The sequence below is a fragment of the Acinetobacter sp. 1566109 genome (assembly GCF_000582255.1).
In the GTDB taxonomy this organism is placed as follows: Bacteria; Pseudomonadota; Gammaproteobacteria; order Pseudomonadales; family Moraxellaceae; genus Acinetobacter; species Acinetobacter nosocomialis.
The window spans coordinates 1-17194 of sequence record NZ_JEYB01000028.1 but is presented as its reverse complement, the minus strand read 5'-3'; the positions used below and the strand labels follow the sequence as shown (position 1 = coordinate 17194).

At 37.2% G+C, this 17194-nt stretch carries 17 protein-coding genes and 1 pseudogene; 7 read left to right on the top strand and 11 right to left on the bottom strand.

Features of this window, described 5'->3' with window-relative positions; all coding sequences use genetic code 11:
• Positions 1-37: 37 nt before the first annotated feature.
• From J582_RS16570 to J582_RS16540, 7 genes are read right to left on the bottom strand one after another with little or no spacing between them, the layout of a single operon-like run.
• Entirely contained in the window at positions 38-697 is a 660-nt protein-coding gene (locus tag J582_RS16570) for a methionine ABC transporter permease (protein ID WP_004709223.1), read from the bottom strand.
• Complete coding sequence (locus J582_RS16565) at positions 678-1754, bottom strand: methionine ABC transporter ATP-binding protein (protein WP_080746686.1); 1077 nt, start codon at positions 1752-1754, stop codon at positions 678-680. Before J582_RS16565 ends, J582_RS16570 begins: the two co-directional genes overlap by 20 nt.
• Positions 1755-1759: 5 nt before the next feature.
• Positions 1760-2593, bottom strand: coding sequence for a MetQ/NlpA family ABC transporter substrate-binding protein (locus J582_RS16560; protein WP_032048248.1), 834 nt, complete (start codon positions 2591-2593; stop codon positions 1760-1762).
• A 13-nt stretch (positions 2594-2606) separates the two neighbouring features.
• Positions 2607-3437 (bottom strand): MetQ/NlpA family ABC transporter substrate-binding protein, encoded by an 831-nt coding sequence (locus tag J582_RS16555; protein WP_002050216.1) that lies wholly within the window; start codon positions 3435-3437, stop codon positions 2607-2609.
• Between the two features lie 14 nt (positions 3438-3451).
• Positions 3452-4864, bottom strand: a complete 1413-nt coding sequence (locus J582_RS16550) for an LLM class flavin-dependent oxidoreductase (protein ID WP_032048247.1) — start codon at positions 4862-4864, stop codon at positions 3452-3454.
• Entirely contained in the window at positions 4864-6087 is a 1224-nt protein-coding gene (locus J582_RS16545) for an SfnB family sulfur acquisition oxidoreductase (RefSeq protein WP_032048245.1), read from the bottom strand. Before J582_RS16545 ends, J582_RS16550 begins: the two co-directional genes overlap by 1 nt.
• A gap of 12 nt (positions 6088-6099) precedes the next feature.
• Complete coding sequence (locus J582_RS16540; protein WP_080961335.1) at positions 6100-7335, bottom strand: SfnB family sulfur acquisition oxidoreductase; 1236 nt, start codon at positions 7333-7335, stop codon at positions 6100-6102.
• Between the two features lie 345 nt (positions 7336-7680).
• Here J582_RS16540 and J582_RS16535 point away from each other — a divergent pair, with 345 nt between their 5' ends.
• The 5 genes from J582_RS16535 (at position 7681) to J582_RS16515 (ending at position 12253) form a co-directional block, all read left to right on the top strand.
• On the top strand, positions 7681-8445 hold the full coding sequence (locus J582_RS16535) for a glutathione S-transferase family protein (protein ID WP_004887559.1): 765 nt from the start codon (positions 7681-7683) through the stop codon (positions 8443-8445).
• Positions 8446-8986: 541 nt separating this feature from the next.
• Positions 8987-9880 carry an amino acid ABC transporter substrate-binding protein gene (locus J582_RS16530; RefSeq protein ID WP_004709208.1) on the top strand — a complete coding sequence of 298 codons (894 nt, stop codon included), beginning with the start codon at positions 8987-8989 and terminating at the stop codon, positions 9878-9880.
• Positions 9881-9973: 93 nt separating this feature from the next.
• Positions 9974-10816 (top strand): amino acid ABC transporter permease, encoded by an 843-nt coding sequence (locus J582_RS16525; protein WP_004709206.1) that lies wholly within the window; start codon positions 9974-9976, stop codon positions 10814-10816.
• A gap of 2 nt (positions 10817-10818) precedes the next feature.
• Complete coding sequence (locus tag J582_RS16520; RefSeq protein ID WP_002049960.1) at positions 10819-11496, top strand: amino acid ABC transporter permease; 678 nt, start codon at positions 10819-10821, stop codon at positions 11494-11496.
• 13 nt (positions 11497-11509) lie between these two features.
• Positions 11510-12253: an amino acid ABC transporter ATP-binding protein gene (locus J582_RS16515; protein WP_002049786.1), complete on the top strand. Its 744-nt coding sequence runs from the start codon at positions 11510-11512 to the stop codon at positions 12251-12253.
• 50 nt (positions 12254-12303) lie between these two features.
• On the opposite strand, the gene J582_RS16510 is transcribed toward J582_RS16515, so the two are convergent.
• Complete coding sequence (locus J582_RS16510; RefSeq protein ID WP_185140061.1) at positions 12304-13620, bottom strand: DcaP family trimeric outer membrane transporter; 1317 nt, start codon at positions 13618-13620, stop codon at positions 12304-12306.
• A 344-nt stretch (positions 13621-13964) separates the two neighbouring features.
• Between J582_RS16510 and J582_RS16505 the strand changes: the two genes are divergently transcribed.
• Positions 13965-14435 (top strand): Lrp/AsnC family transcriptional regulator, encoded by a 471-nt coding sequence (locus tag J582_RS16505; protein WP_002050132.1) that lies wholly within the window; start codon positions 13965-13967, stop codon positions 14433-14435.
• 42 nt (positions 14436-14477) lie between these two features.
• Here J582_RS16505 and J582_RS16500 read toward each other — a convergent pair whose 3' ends face one another.
• The 3 genes from J582_RS16500 to J582_RS16490 all read right to left on the bottom strand — a co-directional run bounded on the left by J582_RS16500 (position 14478) and on the right by J582_RS16490 (position 16704).
• On the bottom strand, positions 14478-15227 hold the full coding sequence (locus J582_RS16500) for a YebC/PmpR family DNA-binding transcriptional regulator (protein WP_002050219.1): 750 nt from the start codon (positions 15225-15227) through the stop codon (positions 14478-14480).
• Between the two features lie 162 nt (positions 15228-15389).
• Entirely contained in the window at positions 15390-15935 is a 546-nt protein-coding gene (locus J582_RS16495) for a 1-acyl-sn-glycerol-3-phosphate acyltransferase (protein WP_004887551.1), read from the bottom strand.
• 208 nt (positions 15936-16143) lie between these two features.
• A complete protein-coding gene (locus J582_RS16490) occupies positions 16144-16704 on the bottom strand; it encodes a TetR/AcrR family transcriptional regulator (RefSeq protein ID WP_004709201.1) in 561 nt (186 codons plus the stop codon).
• 277 nt (positions 16705-16981) lie between these two features.
• Between J582_RS16490 and J582_RS26105 the strand changes: the two are divergent.
• Positions 16982-17182 (top strand): annotated as a pseudogene (locus J582_RS26105) (hypothetical protein); the annotation flags it as partial.
• Positions 17183-17194 lie beyond the last annotated feature (12 nt).

Sequence of the window (17194 nt, the reverse complement as noted above, 5' to 3'; positions counted from 1 at the left end):
ATGACAAAGTCATGGCTAGAGCAGGGGTGTATTGCTTTTAAACTTTACGTTTATCAAGTTGCTGGGCTAATGCATCACCAGTCGCTTGTACTAACATGACTAAAACAATGAGCACTAAAATTACAGCCAACATAATTTGCATATCAAAACGTTGATAACCGTATCGATAAGCAATGTCTCCTAAGCCACCCGCACCAATAGCACCAGCAATCGCAGATGAGTTAATCATGGTCACAATAGTCACTGTAAAGCCTGCCACAATACCCGGCAAAGCCTCTGGTAAAAGTACATGCCAAATAATTTGTTTACGGTTACAACCCATGGCTTGTGCTGCTTCAATTAAGCCTTGATCGACTTCACGTAAGCTGACTTCTGCAATACGCGCAAAAAATGGAATGGCGGCAATAGTTAGTGGAACCACCGCTGCCCATACGCCATAACTTGTGCCGACAATCCAGCGAGTAAGAGGAATAAGTGCAACCATTAAAATAAGAAAAGGTACTGAGCGAGTAATATTGATGACCCAACCCAAAGACTGATTAATCTTTTGCGACGGGTGAATGCCATGTTCAGAAGTGCTGACTAAAATAACAGCGATAGGTAAGCCAATTAAAAAAGCAATGAATGCAGATGCGCCTACCATAAGCAAGGTATCTACAGTTCCAGTAATTAATAAATCAATGAGCTGGTCTTGCATAGCCAAGTACCTCAAATTGTGCATTTGCTGTTAATGCATCTTGTTGTATAGATGAAAGATCAATTTCTACGTTGGGAATACCCACTAAAAGCGAGCCAATAATATGTCCTTGAATGGTATCCACCTGACTTTGATATAAATTGACTGGTGCTTTAAATCTAGCAAGGAGTTCTTGAATATCCGGAACCTGATGTGCTTCCGCCTCATATTTCAGTTTTAGGATTATATGAGTCGAATTTTCATCCGGTAGAGGACTGATTTTAAAAGGCAGAGTAATCTGTTCAAGGTTTAACAGTTCTTGAGTAATTTGCTGCTGTGGTCGTGAAAATACAGACCAAACTTGTCCAGCCTCTACAATCTCACCTTGATCAATCACAACGACTTGATCACAAATTTCTCGAATCACTTGCATTTCGTGAGTAATTAATACAATGGTGAGGCCTAGTTCCTGATTAATCTTTTTAAGTAAAGCCAAAATAGTGGCAGTACTTTCAGGGTCGAGTGCTGAGGTCGCCTCGTCACATAGTAAAATTTCAGGGTGGTGAACAAGTGCACGTGCAATACCGACACGCTGCTTTTGTCCGCCCGAAAGTTGTGATGGGTAGTAGCCAGACTTATCTGATAGTCCCACTAAAGCCAGAACTTCATTTACACGCTCATCAATATCTGCTTTGTTATAATTGGAAACTTTCAAGGGCAATGCCACATTTTCCCAAACTGTTTTTGCAGACATCAAATTGAAATGTTGAAAAATCATTCCAATACGCTGGCGGGTTTGGATGAGCTCGGCATGACTCAATTCAGCAATGTTTTGTTGATGAATATGAATACTACCTGTATTTACTTGTTCTAAGCCATTTAAAGTGCGGAGTAGGGAAGATTTTCCCGCACCACTTTTACCAATAATGCCTAAAATCTTACCTTGGGGGATATCAAGGTTAATCTCTTTTAACGCATGCAGTTTTTGACCTTGAGATTGGTAAAACTTATTTAAACCACGAATTTTGATATGGGGTAGAGAAAAATCAACTTGTGATCCAAAACTCACCATCGTCATTCTCCTTATTTCCAGCCTTGAAACCACATACCTTTACCAAAGTCTTTATCCAGAATGTCTTGTGCTTGTTTTGAGCTCTGGAATGCTTTAATAAAGGTTGCAAGTTTTTGGTTTTTGTCTTGGTAATCGCGACGGGTCACAAACAAAATTGCATATTTTTTATCGATTGGATCTAAAAATAATGCGCTATGTGGGTCGGTTACCTTTGCCATTTTTAAGTAGGGGGGGAAGCCGAAAATTAAATCGACATCATTATATGCATGTGCGGTTTGAGGGCCTTCAACTTCAACAAAGCTTAGCTGTTTAGGATTAGCTATAATGTCTTGGGTTGTTGAAAGTTCATTATTAATGTCTTTAAGCTGAATTAAACCTGCACGGTGCAATAAAATTAAAGCGCGGGCTAAATTGACCGGATCATTTGGAATAGCTACACGTGCTTTTGGAGGTAACTCTTCAAGTGATTTATATTTTTTTGAATATAAACCCACATGACTTCCTGAACCCACATCAAATGCATGTAAGTCATAGCCCGTTTCTTTAACAGCATTACGTAGAAATACGCTTTGCTGGAAAAAGTTTGCATCAATATCACCGTTTTGTACGGCAACGTTTGGTGCCCGCCAATCAGAAAATTCAACAAGTTTGACATGAACGCCTTGCTTTTCTACTTCATTGGCAACGCTTTGTAATAGCTCAGCATAAGGCGGGCTAATGCCAATCGTTAAAACATCGTCGACTTGTTTATTTTTAATATAACGGTAACCGACGAGGCCCAGAACTACGATTAAAATCGTAATTCCGAGTAACCAAGGCTTATGCTGTTTGAACTGAATCGCCATAATCTTTCCGTTATTACTTCCAGCCAGGGAACCAAAGTTTTGGCCCAATTTCAGCGTCTAACACAGCTTTAACTTTTGGCGAGTTTTGATAGATCTCAACAAATTTCTTTAATTTGTCTCCCTTATCTTGATAGTCATCACGCACTACAAACAAAATGGCATAACGCTTATTGGTATTGTCATCAAGTAAAAGTGCACTATTAGGATCAGCTGTTTTTGCTAAGCGTAAGTAATGTGGATAGCCAAAAGCCAAGTCAACATCATCAATCGCACGGGCAGTCTGTGGCCCTTCAACCTCAATGAATTGCAAGTTTTTAGGGTTTGAAACAACATCTTTGAGTGCAGATAAATGATTGTTTGAATCTTTAAGCGTAATTAATTTAGCTTGCTGTAAAAGTAGTAGCGCACGACCTTGATTCACTGGATCATTTGGAATGACTACACGTGCGTTTTGTGGCAATTCCTCTAAGCTTTTATACTTCTTTGAATACAGTCCCACATGTGACGCTGCACCCACTGCAAATGCCTTTAATTTAAAGCCAGTTTCTTTAATTGCATTGTCTAAGAAAGGTTGATGCTGGAAAAAGTTCGCATCAATATCCCCATGATTTAAGGTAATGTTTGGGGTATTCCAGTCAGAAAATTCGACCAGTTTTACATTTAAACCTTGTTTTTTTGCTTCATCGGCAGCAGCTTGTAAAGGTTTTGCAAATGGTGGACTAATGCCAATCACAAGTTCATTTGAGCCACTTTGACGATGTTTATTCCATAAGAATAAAGCAACAAAAAGGACTACAACGACTAGGCCTACGCCTAGCCATTTTTTAGAGGCTGTTTGAGCCATGTCTATCTCCAAATTTAAGCAGTTATTTCTTCAATTGTTGTTAAGTTTTTGCTGTTGTTATAGGGACTACATCGGAACGCTTGAACAGGGTGGTGTTCTGGTAATTGATCACCCCGATTAAAAATTTTGTTCCGTAATGAACCCGTTTTATATGCAGTTTTATAGCGACCAAGCTGTTGTAGCTCAGGAATGACCAAGCGAATAAAGTCGTGGTGAGACTCAGGCGCAACTGTACGTGTCAAATTAAAGCCATCAATATCGGTCTCATCTAAAAGATGAATTAAGTATTCAGCAACTTCTTCACCACTACCCACGATGAGGGGATAACGGCCGCCTAAAACATGTTGAGCTTTTAAGTCATTTTTTGTGATTTGCTGTTCTTTAAACTTTTCGGTAATCGAAACAATGCTGTTACTTTTTTGGTAAGGGATCGCTTCATCGTCAGCAAACTTACTTAAGTCAATGCCTGTTGAACTCGCATAATGCGCTAAGCCTGCTTCAGGGCTCGCATACTGACGATATTCATTAAGTTTTTGTACGGCCAGATCATGTGTTTCGGCCACAACAACCGTTATACCGACAAACACTTTAATATCATTCGCTGAGCGTCCTTGCTGTTCTGCAAGAGCACGAATCTTTTTCACTTGTTCACGTATTTTTTCGGGTTTGTCGCCGCCAATAAATACACACTCAGCATGACGAGTCGCAAACTGCATACCTTTAGGTGAAGCACCTGCTTGAAACAGTGTTGGGGTGCGTTGCACAGAAGGAGACACCTGAAACACACCTTCACTCTGGTAATATTTTCCGTGGTGGTGAATGGTGTGAACTTTAGATGGATCTGTAAAAACACGCTGTACTTTATCTTTTTTAACTGCGTCGTTTTCCCATGAACCTTCCCAATATTTATAGCAAAGCTCTAAAAATTCTTCGGCTTGTTCATAGCGAGCATCGTGGTCTTTTAAACCTTTTTGACCAATTAACCGTTCGGCACTATCTAAATAACCTGTCACGATATTCCAGCCAATACGACCTTGAGTTAAATGGTCGAGACTCGCAAAGCGGCGGGCAAATTGATAAGGATGCTCATAGCTTAAGTTCACAGTGACACCAAAACTTAAGTTTTGTGTAACTGCTGCCATAGCTGAAATAAGTGTAGACGGGTCATGGCTCGGAAGTTGAATGGACTCTTTTAAAGTCAGATCTATACCATTTTGATAGACGTCATACACACCTGTAATGTCCGCAATAAACAAACCGTCAAATAAACCACTTTCTAAGGTTTTGGCTTGTTCTGTCCAGTAGCTCAATTCGTTAAAACGATATGATTCATCACGTGGATGTGTCCATAAGCCATGATTGATATGACCCACACAGTTCATGTCAAAGGCATTTAGTAGAATTTCTTTTGCTTTAAAGTCTGCCATTACAATGTCCCCCGACGAGGTGGTAGAACACCGTTAAGAACATAGTTCCCAATAAAGTAATATTTCCATCGTGCAGCATCATGTAAGGTATGTACGCGTGCATTTCGCCAAAAGCGATCTAGACCATCTTGCGACTGACTACCACGGCTTCCTGCAAGTTCAATCAGCTTAGACGATGCTTTGAGTGCGATATCGGTACTATGAGCACGTACTTTGGCAACATCGATGGATGCTTTAGCAATGCTTTCAGGTGTGGTTTCAATTTTTGCGGCATCAATTGATTGAGCTGCTTGTTTTAATAACACTTCACTAGCTCGTACATCTACCGCAATGCGTCCTAATTCATAAATTGTTAAAGGATCTTGGTTTGCAGTTTCTACATTTGAATCAATCCATGGGCGGGCTTGATGCACTCTTTGCAAGCTTTCTTCAAAGGCTCCACGTGCAATGCCTACCTCAATTGATGCATGCATAATTTGAGCAAAAGGGCCCACTAAGGTTGGTTGTAAAAATGCAGTATCAAAAGGAATGACATCATCTGCATCGACAAAAACCTGATCAAATTTAACCGTTCCGCTGCCTGTGGTTTTCTGTCCAAAGCCAGACCAGTCATCTACAAGTTTTAATCCTTGTGAACCACTTTTTACAAACGCTAGATATTCTCGGCCTGCATCATCTAAAACTAAGGTTGGAATACGGTGAGCAAATAAACTTCCTGTGCAGTAAAACTTTTCTCCTTGAATCAGGTAGCCATTTTCATGGGGACGAATATTGGTTTGTTTATGGGTTGAAGTTTTGGTTTTAAACTCAGCAAGTGCATTACCAAAGCGAGTGCCATTTAGCACTTCGCCATATAAACGTTGTTTCTGAGCTTCTGTGCCCGTATTACGTAATACCTCTAATGCATAGAAGTGGTTTTGTGGAATTTGCCCGATTGAACCATCGGCACCACTTAAAAGCGCAATTACTTTGGCAACGGTATGGCTTGAAACTTCCGCACCTCCATATTGCTTGGGTACTGTAATTGCCCAAAGTCCAGACTGGCTCAATGCATCAATTTCGGTATACGGTAAAATTCGTTTAGCGTCTCGCTCAACTGCGGTTTTTTTAAATTGTTCGGCAAATTGTTTGGCGACTTCTAAAGCTTCAGCATCATTTTGAATAATATGTGCTTGACCAGATGCCGATGTTTGTTTGGTTTGAACTGATTGATATGAAGTCATGACAATTGCTCCTTAAATCCAGGCATGGCGGGCAGGGAAATGACCATTAAGGTAATAATTGCCAATGGCATGTAATTTCCAGCGAACAGGGTCGTGTAAGGTATGTACACGGGCATTTCGCCAATGTTGATCTAAATTGTGTTGGCTTAAGCTTGAACGGCTACCACCTAGCTCTAGTAGTTTTTCAGAGATTTGTAGAGCCGCATCATTGGCGTAGACTTTTGCTTCAGCAACCAAAATTGAAGCTTTAGCTACTTGTTCATCAGTCACATTTTCAAGTTGGTCAAGTTCATCTAAATATTCAGCAGCTTCATCAAGCAGTAAAATTGCAGCATCGAGTAAAATATTTAACTTACCCACTTCTTGCAGTGTGTAATGTTCAAAGCTGGCTTTTTCAACATTTGCATCAATAATTGGGCGCGCTTTGTGTATGGTCGATAAAGTATCTTCAAACGCGGCTTCTGCAATACCGACATCAATTGCCACTTGTAATAACTGCGAATACGCACCGCGATAGGTAGGAACTTGTGTTAATAATCGCTCATCAAAAATAAGATCAGGATTAACTTCAACTTGATTTAATTTAACCGTACCACTCGCTGTAGTACGCTGACCAAACCCATTCCAGTCATTAATGACTTCAATGCCTTGAGCATCTCGGTTAACAATCACTAAAACAACATGACCTTCAGGATGAACCGCTTTAATTGCGAGCCAATGCGCAAAGCTTGTTCCTGTCGAATAAAACTTTTCACCGTTTAAAATATATTTTCCATTTTCAATGGTAAGGGTAGTTTTTAGTGTTTTTGAGTCATGTGTATTACGCTCTGGACCACCGTTGGCAAGACGTTTGCCAGCTAATATTTCTGAAAAGATAAATTGTTTTTGTTGTTCTGTACCCATGATTTCAATCAGGTTCAACAGGCTAATCTGATTTTGTGGAATTTGACCAACATTGGCATCGCCTTTACTTAAAATACGGAAAACTTGTGCCAGTGTTTTATTGGAAACAAATGCACCGCCATATTTTTTTGCAATGCGAATTCCACCTAAACCTTTTTGGCTAAAACTTTCAATTTGCTCATAAGGAAGTTGGCGTTGTTGATCACGTGTATTACGACCCTCTAAAGCAAAATCAGCCACTTGATAAGCAGCATTAATCGCTTGTTGATCATTTTGAATGACTTGGACGTATGCCGTCGTTTTAGATAGAGAATTAGACATAATGACACCTTGTATTGCTGTCATTACCTTACAAAAGAAATATTTTTCCACTAAACGAGGACTTATGCTCAGCTTATGAATAAAAATGCAAAGCACTTTTTTTGATTTTTAATAGATAAATAGAGATATAGAAACATATTAAAAATCAAAGAATTATGATTTTTATTTGCAAAATGAATTACTAAAGCCTTTTTAATATGAAAAAGACCTATAAGTACGGTAAAAAAAGATATAAAAAATATAGACCTAACTGTCAGTGAAAAATGAGCACAATATCCATTGTTTTCATTAAAAATAGCTTCTAAAGTATCTACTTACCGAAGACGATTTTTGTACGAATAGTCAAATAAAAATAAACGTGGAGATTTTATGCGGGTTTTGTATCAGTTTCCTTTATCTCATTATTGTGAAAAAGCTCGCTGGTTGTTAGACCATAAAGAACTTGATTACGTTGCACATAATTTGATTCCTGGCTTTCATCGTGCTTTTGCACAACTCAAAACAGGGCAAAACTTATTGCCAATTTTGAAAGATGACCATCGCTGGATTGCTGAATCAACTAAAATTGCGCTTTATCTGGATGATACTTATCCAGAACATGCGCTTTTACGCCGTGATGAGCAACTTAGGCAGCAAACACTTAAGATTGATAGTTTGGCAGATGAACTGGGTGTGCATGTACGTCGTTGGGCACTAGCGCATACTTTAGCCCATGGCGACCATGCTCTAGAGATTATGATGGGCGAACAAGGTTACTTGCGTCAGTTTGAAAAAATATCAAAACCTTTCCTCAAAACTTTAGTAAAAAAGAACTATAAGCTTGAAGGGGAAGTGGTGAGCCAGTCAAAAGAGCGTATGGATGAACTCATCAATGAATTGAATCAGTATCTTATTGAAAATCAAGGACGTTATATGGTGGGAGACCGATTAAGCCTCGCTGATATTTCAGTATGTTCTATGCTTGCACCTTTATTAGAAATAAAAGGTACGCCATGGGAACCCGAAGAGGATGAAGAGGTGTCTCCAGAGTGGAGCAATTATCAAAAAAGTTTACTTGATTTGCCACTTGGACAATATGTTTTAAGAATCTATCAAACTGAAAGAAATGCCCGCGTTGATTGGAGAGGCATTTAATTTATAGGTTTTATAAAAAGGCTCGAAATAAATCGGGCTTTTTTTCATATTTCTAAAAGCATTTTAATTGTAAAAAATATTACTATCAATTTTATAAATGGATTTTATTAAAACATTTATAAATATTATTTTGATGATTTATCTTCTTTTTGAGAAAATTAATCCACGTTGTTCTAACTATTTAATAAGTTTGCTTTTTCTTTTTATTAAAAATTAATCTTTTTCTAAAAACAGTTTTTAGAAAAATTTAAGCGACTTTATTGTGCATATGTTTACATTGTAATCAATATTTGCCACATTTAAGTGTAAATAGATGAGCTTAATAATAGACAGAAGATTAAAACATAGATTAAAGTAGAAACATGTGAGCAGTTTTAAAGGTATTAATTCTGCGAAACAGATGAATAATAAGTGAAGCAAATGGATGGAGTCCTGCTTGGAAAAGTTGGCTCGATAATTGCAATTTAATAATAAATCGCTCTATTTCTCTATAAGAATGATTCTTTAGACAAATAGAGAGAATGATCATCAAGGAGTTCTTATGAAACGTTCTGCAACCTCTCTCATTGTTTCAACAATTATGCTTTGTACGGTTGGTGCTACTTCTCAAATTCAGGCAGCAGATACATTAGCTAAAATTAAAAGTACTGGAAAAATCGTTATTGGTCACCGAGAATCATCCGACCCGATTTCATACGTTGTTGGAGGTAAACCGGTAGGTTATGCAGTCGACATTTGTAACCAGTTCGCAAATGATATTAAAAAAGAATTGAAAATGCCTGGTTTAAAAGTTGAATACAAGGCTGTAACTTCATCAACACGTATTCCTGAGCTTTTAGCCGGCAATATTGATATGGAATGTGGTACCACCACAAACTCTAAACAACGTCAGCAGCAAGTTGGTTTTTCAACAAACTACTATGCAACAGAAGTTCGTATGGCTGTTAAAGCCAACTCTGGTATTAAGAGTCTAGCTGATTTAAATGGTAAAGCGGTCGTTACGACTCAAGGTACAACATCAGACAAGTACATTAAAATGAATGAAAAAGGTCAGTCACTTAATGTACAAAACATTTATGGTAAAGACCATTCTGACTCGTTTGCCATGATGGCATCTGGTCGTGCCGCGGCATTTGTTATGGATGACAATATCTTAGCTGGACTAATTGCTAAGTCATCTACACCAAAAGCGTTCGCAATTGTAGGGCCAGTACTTTCATCAGAACCTTATGGCATCATGATTGCAAAAGATGATCCAAAATTTAAAGCAATTGCCGACCGTACCGTAAATAATTTATGGAAAACTGGTCAAATGGACGCTTTATATAAGAAATGGTTCTTATCGCCAATCCCACCAAAAAATACTAATTTGAACATGCAACCAAGTTCATCTTACAAAAAACTTAAAGCTCACCCAACAGATGCAGGAATCTAACCAGATCCTTTTGTCCTAAATTTACTTGTGCAAGTGTAAAACTTCATTTGCACAAGTGGTCTATTTTCTAAGATATTCATTTAAGGGGCAAACATGTCAGTCGGCTCGCTAAACTGGACTATATTCTGTGCGGAGTCTAATGAATATGGTGTCGATAAAGCCGCATGGGCAGAATCAGTTTGTAAAGTCATTGGTAGCTCTAGCTACAATGCTTATTCTGAGGCGCCCACATGGTTACAAATGTTAGGTTCTGGTGTCTTTACTATGGTATGGACTGCCGTTGTAGCCTTTCTTATCGCATTTTTATTAGGTTCTCTCCTCGGGGTAATTCGTACTTTACCCAATAAACCGCTTGCTTTTATCGGCAACTGTTATGTCGAAATATTCCGTAATATTCCTTTAATTGTACAGTTATTCTTCTGGGCTTTTGTGTTCCCAGAATTCTTACCAGATAGTTTAAGTGCCGGAAGTGGGGACGTCGTAGCAGGTGGCTGGTGGAAAAATATTTTAAATCATCATCCTGCTGTTATTGGTGTTTTTGCTTTGGGTCTATATACCGCAGCACGTGTTTCTGAGCATGTAAGAGCGGGAATTAACACGGTTTCTCGTGGACAAAAATTTGCAGCTTCGGCAATGGGTTTTACAACAGCGCAAAGTTATCGTTATGTGATTTTACCAGTTGCATACCGTACGGTATGGCCAACCATTACTTCAGAAGCAATGAACGTCTTCAAGAACTCGGCAGTTCTATATGCATTAAGTGTTTTGAACTTCTTCGCTTATACCAAAACCATGCGAGAAGAAACTTCTCAGGACATTATCATTCTTATTCTGTCTACGCCGGTTTATTTAATCATTACCTACACAATTAAATTTGTGATGGCATGGATTGAAAAACGTATGGCTGTACCAGGTTTAGGTTCGGGAGGAAAATAATTATGGATTTTTCTCTATTACATAATCCTGATGTTATTGCTGCATTAAAAGAAGGTTTTATCTTCACGCTTACGGTAACGGTACTTGCGATGATGGGTGGGATTTTGATTGGAACTCCATTAGCAATGATGCGTTTATCTAACAGCACTATTGCAAGTAACTTTGCCAAGTTCTATGTAGATCTATTTCGTGGTATTCCATTAATTCAGGTCATCTTTATTTTCTATTTTTTGTTACCAAAAATATTTGAGTTTCAATCAGATACTTATTGGGGGCCGTTATTTTCGAGTGTTGTAACCTTTGCTATTTTTGAAGCTGCATTTTTCTCGGAAATTGTACGTTCCGGTATTCAGTCTATTTCAAAAGGTCAGGTCAATGCAGGCTACGCTTTAGGGTTTACCTATGGGCAATCTATGCGTTATGTAGTGTTACCGCAGGCCTTCCGTAATATGCTCCCAGTATTACTCACTCAAACTATTATTCTGTTTCAGGACGTGTCATTAGTTTATGTTATTAGTGCTCCGGACTTCTTGGGTCGTGCAGATACATTGGCTAATACATATGGCCCTGAAACGAAAGCAACATTCTACTTAATCGTCGCTGTGGTGTATTTCTGTAGCTCGTTTGTGCTATCGCAATTAGTCAAACGTTTACAGAAAAAAATTGCCATCATTCGCTAATTGGAGATTTTAAATGCCAATGATAGACATCCAACATATCTCTAAATGGTATGGTGATTTTCAGGTTTTAACAGATTGCACGACGAGTATTGAAAAAGGTGATGTCGTTGTTGTTTGTGGGCCATCTGGTTCAGGAAAATCAACGCTCATTAAAACTGTAAATGCTTTAGAACCATTTCAGCAAGGTGACATTATTGTTGATGGGGTTTCCTTAAAAGATCCGAAAACTGATCTTGCAAAGTTCCGTTCTCGTGTAGGAATGGTGTTCCAGCACTTTGAGCTTTTTCCGCACATGACTGTTTTGGAAAATTTAACCATTGCTCAAGTGAAGGTGTTAAAACGTTCAGTTGCCGAAGCGCGTGAAAAGGGGCTTAAGTATTTAGAACGAGTTGGGTTACTTGCTCATAAAGATAAATTTCCAGGACAACTCTCTGGTGGCCAGCAGCAACGTGTTGCAATTGCTCGCGGATTATCGATGGACCCAGTCTGTATGTTGTTTGATGAACCTACTTCCGCACTCGACCCTGAAATGGTAGGTGAAGTGCTTGAAGTTATGGTGCAACTTGCTCATGAAGGTATGACCATGATGTGTGTTACCCATGAAATGGGCTTTGCTAAACGCGTATCTAACCGTTTAATTTTCATGGATGAAGGTAAAATTCTTGAAGATTGTCCAACCAATGAATTTTTTGATAATTTAGAAGCTCGTCATGAGCGCGCTAAACTTTTCTTGCAGAAAATTCAGGCAATGCATTAAATACAATAATAAAAAAGAGCCTATAAAGGCTCTTTTTTATTTCTAAGTTTTTAGAAATTATATTTTGCTAATAAATTTATGCGTGAGTAATCGCCTTTATCATCTGCAAATGTTTTGCGCTGGCCATAGGTATATTCTGCACCTAAGTCAATATTCTTGACAGGGTTCCAGATTAGGTTTACCAGTGCATTATAAATTTCCTTGTTATAACTGGTATTAGTCAAATTACTATTTGCGTATGTGTTGTCATCTTTATATTGAACTCCGCCAATTGCGAAAGTAGAGCGTAATATTGGATTCCATTTACGTTGATAGCCGATCACTGCGCTATCAAATTCACCTAATTGGATATCTTGAGCCGCCGTGTCATATGCATAGGCAGAGTTGCTATAAGACAAATATCGTCCATCACCTTTAACATGATAATAGTTGGCAACTACACTATCTTGAGGGGTAATATCATATTTTCCACCTATGCCGACACCCCAACCAAATTTTTCTTCAGATGAACTATCCTTAGGTGCTACTCGGTTTTCATGAGCAAGTCCATGAAGTTGTAATAAGCCTTTATTATCAGCAGTTTTAAAATCATATCGAGTGGTTAGAGCAGGGAAGCGGCTTCCCCCCGCCACATTTCCTACTTTTTCAACATCACCACCTTCTAAAGCAAATAATATTTTTTGTTGTGCATCAATAGGCTGTGTATAACGAACTTGTACTGTACGCGTTGTTCCTGTACCAACTGCACCAGTAAAGTCTAATGTTTCTGGGGATGTGTCCGTATTTACAAAGGGTGAAGTGGTTTGACCTGCTAACCATTTACCTAAAGACATATAGGCATGGCGTACACGGAAAGTTCCACTACCATTGTCACCATTACCGCCCATAAAGTCGGCTTCAATTTTTCCGGTTAAATCGCCATATTGCGTAGGTCGGGTGATATCTAAACCAATACGTGTGGTGGCTGCAGATACATTTAGCGAGTCCTGTCTTGGATCATCTTTGTTTAAAGGATAGTTGGCTGCATTTGAAATACTTCCATTTGAACCTTTAAAGTCATAAGTGGCATCTACTCGTACATTTCCATAAAGCTTAACTTGAGTTTGTCCATCAGGCATTTGCATCCAACCTGGTTTGCTCTGAGGAGCTGGTGAGCTAGCTACGGTTGTCGTTTGTGAAACTGTTGGAGTATTTACTGCTGGTGCTGTTTTTTGCTGATTTGATAATTGCTGCACAAGTTGTTTTAACTCACCAACCTCTTTGCGTAAAGCATCTACTTCTGCGTCAGTAGCTGCATGGGCTGGCATAACTACACCTGTTAGGCTAATAGTAGTCATTGCTAGAACTAAAGTTTTGATATTTTTCACAAGCATTCCCCACATCGGATAAAGTTTTCCCGTATGTGCATAACAAAAACAGTGCCAACTTTTTAAAAAATTTTAAAACTATTGATTTTATTAAATAAAGCTTGAGATTTTTGAAATAAGATATACTTTTGCTGATGTGCTAAGTGAAACATTGAAAAAATATAACGCTATAGCGATTTCAAATGCGCTATAAATGCCATGCTACTGCACAGTTAACAGGCACAGACTTGATTCAAGATATTAAAGTAAAGCTTATTCCTATTTTTAATCGGGTTTGATTTTTAAAGTGAGCTTGGCTTTAGGATATACTGTTAAGTTATATAAAATGCTATTTGGAGAAAAGGATGGAGCTTGACCGTTTTGATAAACAAATTCTGGAAATTTTGTCTCATGAAGACCTGAATTTGAATGAGCTCTCAGAACGGATTAATCTTTCAGTTAGCTCTGTCCATCGCCGTATTAAGCATTTGATTGAAGCTAATATCATGGGGCAGCTTAAAAGAGAAATTAACTTTAGCAAACTAGGGTTTACTTTGCATATTTTGCTACAAGTCTCTTTGAGTAAACATGATAGTGAAACCTTCGATAAATTTCTTTCTGAAATTGAAGCCATTCCTGAAGTTACAAATGCATTTTTAGTTACGGGTCAAAGTGCTGACTTCATTCTTGAATTAGTGGCGCGCAATATGGATGACTATAGCGAAATTTTATTAAGACGTATTGGTAAAATTGACAATGTAGTCGCTCTACATTCGAGCTTTGTCATCAAAGAGTACAATGTATTTAACTGTTATAACTTATTAAATAAATTATAAAAAAACGCACCAATTGGTGCGTTTTTAATTTCAATGTTTGGTTTAAGCATCTAATTGAGCTAAAACTTCTTCCGAGAATTCAACGTTTGTATAAACGTTTTGTACATCATCAAGATCTTCAAACATATCAATCATTTTAAGAATTTGTTTTGCTTGGTCAATATCTGTAATTTCAGCTTTTGTTGATGGACTCATCACAACTTCTGCATTATCAGATTTTAAACCTGCGGCAGCAAGAGCATCTTGAACTTCACCAAAAGTCTCTGGTGAAGTAATTACTAAAATTTCATCTTCTGAAACTTCAATATCTTCTGCACCTGCTTCTAAAGCTACTTCCATGATTTTGTCTTCTAAAGAAACATCTTCAAAAGTAATTTCACCACGTTTAGTAAATAGATAAGATACAGAACCCGCAGTTCCTAAGTTACCATTTGTTTTACTGAAACAGTGACGTACATCTGGAACTGTACGGTTGAGGTTATCTGTCATTGTTTCAATAAGGACAGCAACTCCACCAACGCCATAACCTTCGTAAGTTACTTCTTTTAAATCGTCATTGTCTTCACCACCCACACCGCGTTGGATTGCACGGTTAATGGTGTCACGTGTCATGTTGACTGAAAGTGCTTTTTCGACAACAGCACGAAGGCGAGGGTTGCTAGCAGCATCTCCACCACCAAGTCTGGCAGCAGTCACAATTTCACGAATATATTTAGTAAAAACTTTACCGCGACTTGCATCTTGTTTAGCTTTACGATGCTTAATATTGGCCCATTTAGAATGACCCGCCATGGAAGTGAACTCCAAAAATTAAAAAATGCAAAAGTGACAGAATATTATCATAGGCATGGTTTTCTTGAAAACTGTTGTCCTATGTTTTGTTAACCAATTAGCAACGCTTAGAAGGCCTAAATTTAAGTAAAAAATTAGTCTTAAAAGCGCTTACAGAACAAATTAGTTAATCTTCACATCAATATCATATTGCGCATAAAGTTCTTTAATTGTTTCAAGATCTTTTTGCAAATCTGAAGGGTAAATTTTACCTAAAATGCCACCTTTCTTTGTTCTTGCATTTGCATACATCAGTACAATTGGAACATTCGCAGCTTTTGCAATATGCCAGAAACCTGTACGAATAGGTTTGCGCTCAGATCCATCTTTTGCACGAGTTGCTTCAGGGGCAATGACTAGATTGAAGGTATCATTACTTTGAAATTTTTCGACCATTTGAGAAACAATATCTTTACTTGCTTTACGGTCTACAGGAATGCCGCCTAGATTTTCAAGTATGGGCTTCATTGGGCCTTTAAAAAGCTCTTTTTTAATTAGCGTATGAATTTTTAAATCTAAGATTTGAAACAGAGCGATTGATAAGATCGCATCAAGGTTAGAAGTGTGCTCGAACCCAATAATTACTTGTTTTTTTTCAAGAATTGTAGGATCTACATCATAGGTCCAACCAACTGCTTTGAAGATAGAATTGCCTAAAAACTTTTTCATAGAGACGTGGGAGACAATAAGGTTGCGGAATTCTAATATGAGTTGGCCTAAAAGGGTAGAAAATTATCAACATGTTAAACTTTATTTATTTTAATTTTTAAATTGAAATATTTAATAAAATTTATATTTATTAATATTATATTTTAAATCCGTAATAGGAAAATATATAATAAATCAATTTAAAGTAATTTTTTATATATTAAAAATACTATGAATTCTCGGTTTTAATTAAATACTCGATATATCTCCATTTTTTTACAGGATCAATCAATTCTTTATCAATGGTTCCATCAATAATAATCCCATCAATAATCGAGATGATGATATGAGTAAGTGGAGTAGGGTCTTTAATATCTAACTCTACTAATAAACTATTGAGTAAATTGATAAGCCAATTTGTATATTCTTGAAATGGTTCACGAATTGAAGTGTATTGTTTAGATACTTCAATAAATGCCTTCTTAAACAAGCAACCGTTAAAGTTTTCGCTATTAATCCAGTCAATATACCAGTTAAAAATAAGATGTATTCTTTCAAGCGGCTCAGCATCTGGATGTAAATTTAATTTTTCATAAATTGAATTTTGTATATTAATATTTCGATGATGCAGACACTCCATAATTAAACTTTCTTTAGAGGGAAAGTATTTATAGAAAGTCATCTTGGCTACATTCGATTCAGCAATAATTTTATCTACGCCTGTAGCGTTATAACCAATTTGGTTAAAAAGATCCAAAGCAGTATTTATAATATCTTCTTTTTTTGACATTACTATTCCATTTAGTTAAAACTAATTATTACTTTACATAGATTTTAAATTTTTAATCAATTTGATCATAATCAAAAACATAATTTGATTCAAGTTAATATTATAAAAATAATAGGCATTATTTTTAACTTTTTTTAAATATTCTATTTGATTTCGTATGATTTTAATTCTAATATGGATTTTTGATAAAAGGAGTTTTATTTTTGGTATAACTCTTTGTTTTTAAAATAAAATATGGAAAACCAAAAAACTTTAATAAGTTTAACGAGAGTGTATTATGCCTAAAAAATTTGAGAACTTTAATAATCCTAGGAAAAAGGCACTCGCAGGGATGAAACAAAGCATTTCAGCTGAACTTTGGGATAAAAATCTTAACTTTTTAACTCAATTAAGAGCGAAGATTGCGCAGCATCCTGTATCTCATCATCCTGCAATTGAAACTTTAAATAACGGAGAAATTAATAAAGAAAATTTAAAATCTATGTAAAGT